The sequence below is a fragment of the Neotamlana laminarinivorans genome (genome assembly GCF_020523925.1).
GTDB classification, from domain to species: domain Bacteria; phylum Bacteroidota; class Bacteroidia; order Flavobacteriales; family Flavobacteriaceae; genus Neotamlana; species Neotamlana laminarinivorans.
This window is the reverse complement of sequence record NZ_JAJAPW010000004.1, coordinates 446900-459018: the sequence shown is the minus strand read 5'-3', so window position 1 is coordinate 459018 and position 12119 is coordinate 446900. Positions and strand designations below refer to the sequence as shown.

The following is a 12119-nucleotide window of genomic DNA, read 5'->3' as shown; positions in this document are numbered from 1 at the left end:
TACCATTATAAACATATGAAAATAGCTTTACTAGGATACGGAAAAATGGGCAAAACCATTGAACAAATTGCCATTAACCGCGGACATGAAATTGTTTTAAAAATAGACAAAGACAACACCAATTACGATATAACACTTGCCGATGTTGCTATAGACTTTAGTATCCCAAACGTGGCTTTTAATAATATATCTAACTGCTTAAATAATGGTGTTCCTGTAATTTCAGGTACTACTGGTTGGCTAGATAATTTCAACAATGCTGTAAATTTATGTAACGAAAAAAAAGGCGCATTTATTTATGCTTCAAACTTTAGTTTAGGAGTTAATATTTTCTTTGAAATGAATAAGTACTTAGCAAAAATGATGAGTAACTTAAAACAATACAACGTTTCAATGGAAGAAATTCATCACACCCAAAAACTTGATGCTCCAAGCGGTACGGCTATTTCTTTAGCCAACGATATAATTTCAAACAATAATAATTTTAGCGATTGGAAATTAGATGAAAACGGAGAAAACATCATTCCAATTACAGCAAAACGTATTGAAGATGTTCCGGGTACACATACCATTACTTACGCTAGCGAAGTAGACACCATAACAATAGACCACGTTGCTCATAACCGCCAAGGCTTTGCACTAGGAGCAGTAATCGCTGCAGAATGGATTATTGGCAAAACAGGTGTATTTACTATGAACGACGTGTTAAATATTGGTTAAAACTACTTAAGTTTGTAACTAATAAATTCAGTATAGCACTAACAAAACAATAAAAATTTAAAATTATGACTTGGTCGCAGTGGTTTATTTTCTTTTTAATTATTCAAGTAATTCATGGTTTAGGCACCTGGAAACTTTATATTAAAGCTGGTAAACAAGCTTGGGAAGCCTTTGTTCCTGTTTACAATGCCGTAATTTTAATGAAAATAATTAACCGCCCTTGGTGGTGGACAATTTTATTATTCCTACCAATTGTAAACCTAATCATGTTTATTGTAGTTTGGGTAGAAACTGCCAGAAGTTTTGGTAAAAACACTCATTTAGACACTGCTCTTGCTGTTTTAACCTTAGGTTTTTACAACTACTATTTAAATTATGTTGCAGATGTAAGTTATGTTGAGAACAGGAGTTTACAACCAAAATCTGGTTCTGGTGAATGGACAAGTTCTATTTTATTCGCTATCGTGGCTGCAACTATTGTACACACTTATTTTATACAGCCATTTACTATTCCGTCGTCGTCCCTAGAAAAATCGTTGCTAGTTGGCGACTTTTTATTTGTTAGTAAATTTCACTACGGAGCCCGTGTACCTAATACAACTGTGGCTGCTCCAATGGTACACGACACTATTCCTGTTATAAAAAAGAAATCGTATTTATTTGATGATCATAAGGATAGTAAGTCATGGAAAAACCTGTTACAACTGCCCTATTTGCGCATTCCTGGGTTTGAAAAAATAGAGCGTAACGACATTGTAGTATTTAACCAACCAGCCGATACGCTTTTAGATATGAATAATTTTCATCCAGATCGTAATTACTACAAGCCAATCGATAAAAAAACCAACTTAGTTAAACGATGTGTTGGTGTTGCTGGTGATACTTTAGAAGTTCGCGATGGTTTTGTTTATATTAACGGAAAGAAAAACGAACTGCCAGATAGAGCCCACTTACAATTTAGTTATTTTGTACAACCTAAAACGAGTCAGTTTAACCCTAAGTTTTTAAAAGATCGTTACGACATTACTGATGGTTTTACTATTATAAACAACCAAAACACCTATTATTTTTCAGCTATTTCAGATGAAGCATTAGCTAAATTTAAAAACAACCCAAATGTAGTTAGTATTACGCCCAACATAAAAGAAAAAGGTATGCGTGATCCAGGTATTTTTCCACACGATCCAAACTACAACTGGAACGTAGATCAATTTGGACCACTTTATATTCCTGAAGAAGGAAAAAGTATAGAAATTACAATTGATAATTTACCACTTTATAAACGAGCCATTACAGAATACGAAGGCAATACCTTAAGTGTAAACGGTAATCAAATTTTAATAAATGGTGAAGTGGCCAACAGCTACACATTTAAACAGAATTATTATTGGATGATGGGAGATAACCGCCACAACTCTATTGATGCTCGTGCGTGGGGATTTGTACCGTTTAGCCATGTAGTTGGTAAACCGGTGTTTATTTGGATGAGTTGGGATGGTTCAAGCCCACGTTGGGAACGCTTTTTTACAACCGTTTCTGGAACAGGTAAAGCAACCTCTTTCTTAATTCCGTTTTTAGTATTATTAGCTGCTTATTTCGGGTTTAGCCAATGGCGTAAGCGTAAGAAGGCAGAATAACAAAAACTATCGAAACACTTCATACACTTTAAGCGATTTAAAACATTAAGAAAACTTCTATTAAGATTCCCACTATCGTGGGAATTTAGATTATGAACATTATTATCCACCCAACATATTTTCCAAACATTAAACACTTTGTTGCTATGGCAAATGCAGACGAAGTATGTTTTGAAATGGATGATAATTTTATAAAACAAACCTACCGTAATCGTACAAATATTTACGGCGCAAACGGAAAACTTACTTTAAATATTCCAGTTAGTTACTCGCAAAAAAACAGACAAAAATACCGCGACGTTAAAATTTTTAATGAAGAAAAATGGCAACTTAATCATTGGAAATCTTTAGAATCGGCTTACAAAACTTCACCTTTTTTTGAATTTTATGAAGATGAATTACAACCATTATTTACAACAAAACAAGACTTTATTCTAGATTTTAATTTGAAATGTTTTGAGGTAATTTGTGATTGTTTACAATTGGATTTAAATTTTACAAAATCTGAAACTTATCAAAAAGAAATAAACGATAAAACAGATTTTAGACCACTGGTTAATGCAAAAAAGGAAAGCACGCCTAACTTTGATAGCTACACCCAAGTTTTTAGCAGTAAACACGGTTTTATACCCAATTTAAGTATTCTGGATTTACTATTTAACGAAGGCCCAAATGCCTTAAATTATTTAGAGTGTCAGCAACTAAATGCAATATAATGCTACAACCCATTGTACATTACGGCACACACTTTTTATTACCACTTGTAATTGCTTTATTGTTTTATAAAGCCAACTGGAAAATTGCCTACCTAACCATGGTTGCTGGAATATTAATAGATTTAGACCATTTATTAGCCACACCAATTTTCGACTCGGGTCGCTGTAGTATTGGCTATCATCCGTTACATTCTTGGTTTGCTATTTTGTTTTATATATTTCTGCTAGTGCCTAAAAAATCTCGATTAGTGGCCTTAGGCCTCGTAATTCACATTATTGCCGATATTTTAGATTGCCGTTTTATGTAAGCTATATTCCGCCGTAAATTAAATCTTCATTTAAATCTACAGCTTCAATTTGACTAAAATCTGTAACCAATCTTGTACTGTAAGATTTACAAGCTTTCCACTCGGCTTTATAATATTTTTTAACCTCTTTTAAATCCTTCTTGCTAATAAGTGGTGATTTTGAAAACATGGTATCTGGCAATAATCGCGCACCATGTAGAATTCCATATCGTAATGTTCCTAAATACAGCCTAAATAATAAGTTTAAAAAGCTGTTTTTAAATCCGCGACGTTTGGTCATGTTTATATACTTGCTCATAAATTGCATCGCTTTTAATTGTTTTTCGAAATAGGATTTGTGTTTTCTAGATAAATCTAAAGTACTTAAATCTACAGTGGCTTCTAAAGCATTTGCAATGCCTCCTATAAATGCTTTCGAGTCATTTTTTAAATCGTTGTAAACTAAAACAAGAGGTTTTACATTAAAGCTTTTTTCTAAAATTTTTATTTGTCTATCATAGTCCATATGTTCTTTTTTAAAGAACCCTGAATCATTTTGTACATCAAAAAAATCTTTAAAACTTCCTGTAAAACCATTTTTTACATACCTGCGATACTCTGATGCTATATAGCTATCATGCCTTCTAAATACAATAATTGCTAAGGTATTTGGGTATGCTTTTGCAAAACGTTCTACTTCCTTTTCAAAAACACGTCGATCTAACTCTCGAGACACTAAATATCGGTTGTGTTTGCCTTTTTTTATAATTTTAATAGCTTTTTTGTAGCGTGTACGTTGAATATAAGAAAGGCCTTGTAACTTTGGGAATACGCGATATTGTAAAAAAGTTGTTCCTGTTTTTGCGGTACCTACATGAAAAAAAACTTCAGGTTGTTGTGTATTGTGTTGCGTTTGCATTGTTAAAAACTAAATGGTTAGTAATAAACAAACATAACTTGTAAAGGTTATTATAAAGTTATCGGGAAATAGCTATAAAGCTATTTTTTAAGCAAACATGTTAAGTAGAAGTTATGCTATTTTTTTAAACTTAAAGTTGCTGTAATTGGATAATGATCGGAATAGTAGTTATCGTAGGTTTTAAAACCATTTACATTAAAAGCTTGATCTGCAAAAATAAAGTCTATACGAACAGGAAAGAATTTAAAATGATATGTACGACCAAAACCAGAACCAGCCTGTATAAAAGTATCGTTTAAATCTCCTTTTATAGTTTTATAAACATATGAAAAAGCGGTGTTATTAAAATCGCCACAAATAATCATTTTATAATCACATTGCTTTTTGTGCATTAAAAACAATTCTGTTTGAAACTGTTGCATTTTAAATGTATTGCTAATACGATTAAACAAACGCTCGGAGTTTTCCTTTTTTAAACTTTCAACCTGTGTGTTAATTCGCATTGACTCTAAATGAATATTATACACGCGAATGGTATCGTTACCTTTTACCACATCAGCAAAAATGGCATTATTTGATGTATTTGGAAACTCGATAGAACCCGAGTTTATTATGGGAAACTGAGAGTAAATGGCTTGTCCTGATTTTATTTTTTTACCTGAAAGTTTTTCATATTTATATTTAAAAAAAGATAAATTAACATCCTCCCGAGAATGATATTCTTGAAGGCTTAAAATATCTGGCGATTCTGTTTTAATTAAATCTATAATTTTAGCATCAACATCGGTTCCTGGTAACCATTCGTATAAATTAAACAAACGAACATTATAATTCATCACTTTAAAATTACCGCTATCTTCAATATTTTTAGCAGATGAAAACTTGTAAAGCGAACCAAAGCCAAAATAACCTATGAGCAATACGGTTAAAGACAGCATAAACTTTCGTTTAAACTTAATTAACCAATAAATAAAAAATATAACATTAAGTATTATTAAAAAAGAAACGCCCAGATTAAGGACTGCAAGAATACTAAAGGTTTTTGGCGGTAAAAATGGCAAAATATAAGACAGCAATAGTAATACAGCAACGACTGTATTTAAAAAATAAACTATTTTATTCGTGAAGCTTAGTTTACTCATAGCTTTCTACTATATATGCCTTAGTTTTTAAACTTTAGCTTCTAGCTTTAACAGTTATTTCCCTGCTCTAAACAGGAATTCTTTTTCTTCTGATGTTAAACTATCGTAACCACTTTTACTTATTTTATCTAGAATAACATCAATTTTTTTTTGAGTATTAAACTCATTAAAATCGGCTTTAGTGTATCCGCCAACTTTATTTTTATGAACAGTTTTTAACGGTCCTCTTTTAGAGGACTTAAAAATATTTACAATTTTATCCATAAAACGTTCGAAACCTTTACCAATATCGCTTCCTGTATGTAATTGTTTGGCATAAACATAACCAAGAATTGCACCACCCAAATGTGCTAGATTACCTCCTGAATTAACTCCAAACAAGCCAAACACATCTAAAACTACAATACCTAAACCTATATACCAAAGCTTAATATTAAAAGTAAAAAAACGTACTTCTTGATTGGGCATATAAGCACATAAAAAAATAAGTAAAGCCCTAACTGCAGCAGAAGCACCTAACAGTCTAGAATGACCTCCAAAAAGTGATGGTAATAAATTATAACCCAATATAAATAATATACCACCAAATATAGCTCCCAAAAAATAAATATTTAACGCCATTTTAGGGCTAAATAGATTTAAAAACATACGCCCTAAAAAATACAACCAGAGCATATTAAATAGAATATGCAACCCATCGAAATGTAAAAAAGCGTAACTAATTATGGTCCATGGTTTAGTAATAAACTCACTTAAATTACTTGGTAGCTCAAGCCATCCTAATTCATTTTTAAACGGTAATGATAAAATAAATACAACCACATTTATGGCTATAATTTTTTCAAGCACATTTAAATTAGAAAATTTATATTTTAAGTCTTGAACAATAGTGCCCATTAATACCAACGATTTTGGTTAAACTGATTTTTTTTCCAATACCACATAATAATAAATCCGGTAATAGCACCACCAACGTGAGCCATATAAGCCGTATTACTTGGGCTAAAAAAGGATTGCCCTGTTATACCTGAAACTAAGTCTAATATAATAATTCCTGGGATAAAATACTTGGCTTTTATAGGAATTGGAAGAAAAATCATCATAAGTTCTGCATTGGGGTTCATCATTCCAAAAGCAGCTAAAATTCCCATAATACATCCTGACGCACCAACCATTGAAGCATAATAAATTTCATTAAACTCTTGCCCTATTGCACGAAATACTTTGCCTTCTTTAAATACTTCTACAATTTGATCTTGCGAAAAACCTAAAGCCATAGCTTCTTGCTCCATAGGAATATATTTAAAATAATAATACCCTAACTGTAATGCCACAGCTCCTAAACCAGCAGAAAAATATATAAACAAAAATCGCTTTGAGCCTAAAACATTCTCTACAGGCGAACCAAACATCCAAAGGGCAAACATATTAAATAACAAATGTGTAAAGCCACCATGCATAAACATATGTGTAACAATTTGCCAAGGTTTAAACGCTTCGTTTTTTGGAAAATATAAGGCAAACCATTCATAAAATAATTGACCTCCACCTATTGTTAATGTACCTATAAACACTAATACATTAATAATTATTAAATGTTTTACGGTATCTGAAATTCTCATCATAATTTAAATTCTCTTTTTGTATACCTCTATATGACAGAGGTTACATCATATAAATTTTTTATCTAACTCATCAACACTCATAGTAATAAATGTTGTTTTATTAGCTGGGGAAACGTTTGGCTCTTTACAAGCAAAAAGTTTATTTACCAAGTGTTCTTGCTCATCTTTTTTTAAAGCCTGCCCTGTTTTGATTGCTAAACTTTTAGCCATAGATTTCGCTAGTAAATCGGCCGCACTAAAATTACTATCAGGCACCTCGTTTTCTACATCGCTTATTAACTGTTCTAAAATAATAGACACTTCGCTTTCGGGAACACCCACCGGAACCCCAGTAATTTCAACTGTTTCTTTAGTTATTTCTGAAAATAAAAATCCTGTAAATTCTAAATCTTCTTTTAATTGACTGATGATTTCTACATCTTGTTTTGAAAAATGTAGCTGTAGCGGAAATAATAACTGCTGACTTGTAGCTTCTTTTATAGTAAGATTCTTTAAAAAATCTTCATATAAAACCCTTTGATGTGCACGGTATTGATCGATAACCAACATACCAGATTTTATTGTGCTTACAATGTATTTATTGTGAATTTGATAGGTTGTATTAGCTTGTTCTACCTCATCATTATCAAACATTGAAGCTGTTTGCTCTTCACTTTCAAATTGAACTTCACTAAAATCTACAAGTGTTTCGTTATTATTATTTATTTCTTTTGAAGCCACGCCAACATACAAACTATCCCAATTATTAGGTGTTGGCTTGAACGATGTGGTTTGTCTACCTGAGAAAGACGATTTAGATTCTGTTTTAATAGGCTCGTTTTTAAACGGATTAAAACTTCTATCAACCTCAATTTGCGGTGCTTTAATATTAATTTTTTGCTGGGTATACGAGGTATCTAAATTAGGATCTCTATCAAAATCTAAAACTGGTGCTATATTAAATTGCCCTAAACTATGTTTTACAGCAGAACGTAAAATAGCGTAAAGCGTATGCTCGTCGTCAAACTTAATTTCGGTTTTAGTGGGATGAATATTAATATCTATGGTTTGCGGATCTACATCTAAATTTAAAAAATAGCTCGCGTGTGTTCCGTTTTTTAACAAACCCTCAAACGCCGAGGCAATTGCATGATTTAAATAAGCACTTTTTATAAATCTATTATTCACAAAAAAATACTGCTCACCTCGTGTTTTTTTTGCAAACTCGGGCTTACCAACAAAACCAGAAATTTTAAGTACTTCGGTATCTTCGTTAACTGGCACCAACTTTTCATTGGTTTTACTTCCAAAAATATTTACAATACGCTGCCTAAAATTACTAACCGGCAAATTAAAGGTTTCGCTTCCGTTATTGTAAAAAAGAAAATTCATAGAAGGATGAGCTAAAGCTACACGATGAAACTCATCCATAATATGGCGTAATTCTACCGCATCAGATTTTAAAAAATTACGTCGTGCTGGTATATTAAAAAACAAGTTTTTTACCGCAACCGATGTGCCTTTTGGGGTTACCACAATTTCTTGTGTAACCACCTTGCTACCCTCTATTTGTATGGTGTTTCCAACATCGTCTGTTTCTTGTTTTGTTTTAAGCTCTACATGGGCAATGGCTGCAATACTCGCCAGAGCTTCACCACGAAATCCTTTAGTATTAAGTTGAAATAAATCGTCTGCAGATTTAATTTTTGAAGTAGCATGACGCTCAAAACTTAAACGTGCATCTGTAGTACTCATGCCCTTGCCATCATCTATTACCTGTACTAAGGTTTTACCTGCATCTTTAATAATTAATTTTATAGTATTAGCTCCTGCATCAATAGCATTTTCAAGAAGTTCTTTTACTACCGAAGCTGGACGCTGTACAACTTCTCCTGCGGCTATTTGATTTGCTACATGATCGGGTAAAAGTTGTATAATGTCTGCCATAAATTATTATGAAAAAAATATAGATAAATCGAAATCGATTATAAATAAAAATATTAAAACTAAAACTCCAACTATAATTAAAATTCTCCTATTAGCTTCTTTATCTGGATTTTTATAATCGTCTAAAGCTTCGTTAAATCGGGTTTTTATACTTTTATTAGTTTCAACGGTTTTTCTAAAATTGTCGAATTTATGTTTAATTTCAAACGGATTACCTTCACCTTTATCGTCAAAATAACGTGGTTGATAATTAAATTTTTTGTTTTTACGTGTTTTTAAAAGTCCCATACTGTTTAGCTTTAAGTTACATGTATTTTTTTTCGAGTAAATACATACAAATCAATAATAATACCAAAGCCAAAATTAAAGTACGCATTGGCATAATGCCTTTTACTTTTTTTCTGTTACCAACACTATTTCGCCATTTTGAAGCAAAGTCTTTTTTATCTGTTTCACTTTCGTGAGATTGTTCTTTATTTTCCTTTGAAAATCGAGGTTGATAATTAAAAGTTCTGGGCTTACGTTGTTTAAACAAAATTGTGGTATTTAAACCCCAAAAATACTTAAAAATAGGCAGAAACTAAGTGGAGAAATGCCAAAAATTGTTAACATTAATGCTTAATGACGGGAGACTGTTGATGACTTAAAAAAGTTTACTATTAATTATTTGACCTTAAATTAGCCATTTTTATTGCAGCTATAGCGGCCTCTGTACCTTTATTTCCATGTTTACCTCCAGCACGATCTATGGCTTGCTGCATGGTATTATCGGTAAGTACACAAAATACTACTGGTGTATCTGTAATTATATTTAAATCTTTTATACCTTGAGTAACACCTTCGCAAACAAAATCAAAGTGTTTGGTTTCGCCTTGTATTACACTTCCAATAGCAATTACAGCATCAACATTTTGCTCTATCATTTTTTTGCAGCCATAAATTAGCTCGAAGCTTCCTGGTACATCCCAACGAATTATAGAATTGTGAGGTACACCGTTATCAATTAAGGCATCAAAAGCACCTTGGTATAAACCTTCTGTGATGTTTTCGTTCCACTCTGAAACAACAATCCCAAACCGAAAGTTATTCGCGTTTGGGATTGTGTTTTTATCGTATTGTGATAAGTTTTTATTTTTTGTAGCCATATATTATTTATTAGCCAACACTTGCGCTTTACCAATTAAAACTTCAACCTGCGAAGCTTCAGTTGAATTAGAGTAATCTTCTTTTATAGTCTCGAAGTAACCTAATGCTTTACTTGCTTTTCCTAATTCTAAAGCTATTACACCTGCTTTGTACAAATACATTGGTGTAGTGTATTCGTTATCTCGCATATTTGCTGCTTCTTCATAGTAACTTAAAGCATCTTCTTGTTGGTTTAATTGTGCAAAGGCATCACCTATATTTCCTTTTGCTAATGGGGCTAAAACCTCATCTTCACTGCTAAAATCACTTAAATACTCAATAGCATTTTTGTAATCTTTCAAATTTAAGTATGCCGTACCAGCATAATAATTTGCTAAATTAGCAGACGGTGTTCCGCTGTATTCATCAATAATATCTAACATACCGAATTTACCTTCTCCTCCAGTTAATGCTAAATTAAATAATGAATCTTTTGCTGTACCTGCATTATTTACAGCCTCATTAAAATACTTTTGCGCCTGGAACATATCGTTCATGGCGTTAGTTTGTTTTGGCTTAGCAATAAACTCTTTGTACCCCATAGAACCAAGAACTATTAAGGCTACAACACCAATTATAATAAATATATATTTTTGATTTTTTTCTACAAAAGCCTCTGTTTTTGAAGCTGTTTCATCTAAAGTATTAAATACTTCAGCCGTAGTAGAATCCTCTTCAATATCAATTTGCTTTTCTACTTTTGTTTGTGGTTTCCCACCTTTCTTTTTATAAGTCGCCATGCTATGCTGTCTAAATTAATGTGGCGCAAAAATAAAATTTTTCTTCATAACTAAAAGCCTATTTATTTGATATTTTTCAATAATTTGCGCTTCTTTAAGCTTGCAAGCCTTTAAATGCATTTATAGTTGCCTTTTTTTATGATTTTAAAATCACTTTCTTTACTTAATTACAAAAATTTTGAGAGTAAATCGTTTGTTTTTAACAACAAAATTAACTGTATTGTTGGTAATAATGGTATTGGAAAAACAAATGTACTCGATGCAATTTATCATTTATCTTTCGGAAAAAGTTATTTTAACCCTGTAGCATCGCAAAACATAAAACATGATGAAGATTTTTTTGTAATAAATGGTAATTATGAAAAAATTGAAACGGAAGAAAAAATAACAATAAGCCTAAAACGTGGTCAAAAAAAAATTATTAAACGTAACGGAAAAGCTTACGAAAAATTTAGTGAACATATTGGTTTTTTACCTTTAGTTATTATTTCGCCAGCCGATAGAGACTTAATTATTGAAGGTAGCGATACCCGCCGAAAATTTATTGATAGCGTAATTTCGCAAAGCGACAAAACTTATTTAAACCAATTAATTAGTTATAATAAAACTCTTGCACAACGTAATGCATTATTAAAATATTTTGCACTAAACCATACGTTTAATCAAGACACACTAGATGTTTATAACAACCAATTAAACGAATACGGCTCTCAAGTTTTTAAAAAACGTGATGCCTTTTTACAAGAATTTATTCCTATTTTTAAGTCGCGCTACAACGCTATTAGTAATGGTAATGAAGAGGTAGATTTGGTATACAATAGCCATTTATTTGATAATGATTTAAACACACTTTTAAAACAAGCCATTAATAAAGATAAAGCACTACAATACACTAGTGTTGGCATACATAAAGACGATTTACAATTTAATATTGAAACGCACCCCATTAAAAAATTCGGGAGCCAAGGACAACAAAAATCATTTTTAATAGCTTTAAAATTAGCACAGTTCGATTTTATAAAAGCCCAAAGCGGCGTTAATCCTATTTTATTACTCGATGATATTTTTGATAAATTAGATGAAAACCGAGTTGCACAAATTATTAAATTAGTTGACGATGAAAATTTTGGCCAGTTATTTATTAGCGATACACATGCTAACCGAACCGAAAATGCTGTAAAACAAGTACACCAAAGCTACGAGATATTTAACCTGTAAAAAC

General features: G+C 31.8%; 14 protein-coding genes. 5 read left to right on the top strand and 9 right to left on the bottom strand.

Annotated features, from left to right (window positions below):
* Nucleotides 1–15 precede the first annotated feature (15 nt).
* The 4 genes from dapB (at nucleotide 16) to LG649_RS11450 (ending at nucleotide 3381) form a co-directional block, all read left to right on the top strand.
* Nucleotides 16–720, top strand: a complete 705-nt coding sequence (gene dapB, locus LG649_RS11465) for a 4-hydroxy-tetrahydrodipicolinate reductase (RefSeq protein ID WP_226543951.1) — start codon at nucleotides 16–18, stop codon at nucleotides 718–720.
* A gap of 65 nt (nucleotides 721–785) precedes the next feature.
* A complete protein-coding gene (gene lepB / locus LG649_RS11460) occupies nucleotides 786–2357 on the top strand; it encodes a signal peptidase I (RefSeq protein WP_226543950.1) in 1572 nt (523 codons plus the stop codon).
* A gap of 92 nt (nucleotides 2358–2449) precedes the next feature.
* A complete protein-coding gene (locus tag LG649_RS11455; RefSeq protein ID WP_226543949.1) occupies nucleotides 2450–3073 on the top strand; it encodes a WbqC family protein in 624 nt (207 codons plus the stop codon).
* Nucleotides 3073–3381, top strand: a complete 309-nt coding sequence (locus LG649_RS11450) for a DUF6122 family protein (RefSeq protein ID WP_226543948.1) — start codon at nucleotides 3073–3075, stop codon at nucleotides 3379–3381. The genes LG649_RS11455 and LG649_RS11450 overlap by 1 nt, the downstream gene beginning before the upstream one ends.
* Before the next feature lies 1 nt (nucleotide 3382).
* Here the strand turns inward: LG649_RS11450 and LG649_RS11445 are convergent, their stop codons facing one another.
* From LG649_RS11445 to LG649_RS11405, 9 genes are all read right to left on the bottom strand, one after another.
* Entirely contained in the window at nucleotides 3383–4279 is an 897-nt protein-coding gene (locus LG649_RS11445) for a hypothetical protein (RefSeq protein WP_226543947.1), read from the bottom strand.
* Nucleotides 4280–4395: 116 nt separating this feature from the next.
* The gene (locus LG649_RS11440) at nucleotides 4396–5217 is read right to left on the bottom strand and encodes an endonuclease/exonuclease/phosphatase family protein (RefSeq protein WP_317197661.1); all 822 of its coding nucleotides are present in this window, start codon (nucleotides 5215–5217) and stop codon (nucleotides 4396–4398) included.
* A 258-nt stretch (nucleotides 5218–5475) separates the two neighbouring features.
* Nucleotides 5476–6318, bottom strand: coding sequence for a rhomboid family protein (locus LG649_RS11435; protein ID WP_226543945.1), 843 nt, complete (start codon nucleotides 6316–6318; stop codon nucleotides 5476–5478).
* Entirely contained in the window at nucleotides 6318–7046 is a 729-nt protein-coding gene (locus LG649_RS11430) for a rhomboid family intramembrane serine protease (protein WP_226543944.1), read from the bottom strand. Before LG649_RS11430 ends, LG649_RS11435 begins: the two co-directional genes overlap by 1 nt.
* 45 nt (nucleotides 7047–7091) lie before the next feature.
* Complete coding sequence (gene mutL / locus LG649_RS11425) at nucleotides 7092–8972, bottom strand: DNA mismatch repair endonuclease MutL (protein ID WP_226543943.1); 1881 nt, start codon at nucleotides 8970–8972, stop codon at nucleotides 7092–7094.
* 6 nt (nucleotides 8973–8978) lie between these two features.
* Complete coding sequence (locus LG649_RS11420; RefSeq protein ID WP_044633585.1) at nucleotides 8979–9260, bottom strand: hypothetical protein; 282 nt, start codon at nucleotides 9258–9260, stop codon at nucleotides 8979–8981.
* A gap of 16 nt (nucleotides 9261–9276) precedes the next feature.
* Entirely contained in the window at nucleotides 9277–9507 is a 231-nt protein-coding gene (locus LG649_RS11415; protein WP_044633584.1) for a hypothetical protein, read from the bottom strand.
* A 124-nt stretch (nucleotides 9508–9631) separates the two neighbouring features.
* Entirely contained in the window at nucleotides 9632–10117 is a 486-nt protein-coding gene (ribH, locus tag LG649_RS11410; RefSeq protein WP_226543942.1) for a 6,7-dimethyl-8-ribityllumazine synthase, read from the bottom strand.
* Between the two features lie 3 nt (nucleotides 10118–10120).
* Nucleotides 10121–10897, bottom strand: coding sequence for a tetratricopeptide repeat protein (locus LG649_RS11405; protein WP_226543941.1), 777 nt, complete (start codon nucleotides 10895–10897; stop codon nucleotides 10121–10123).
* Nucleotides 10898–11035: 138 nt separating this feature from the next.
* Between LG649_RS11405 and recF the strand changes: the two genes are divergently transcribed.
* Nucleotides 11036–12115, top strand: coding sequence for a DNA replication/repair protein RecF (recF, locus tag LG649_RS11400; RefSeq protein WP_226543940.1), 1080 nt, complete (start codon nucleotides 11036–11038; stop codon nucleotides 12113–12115).
* Nucleotides 12116–12119 lie beyond the last annotated feature (4 nt).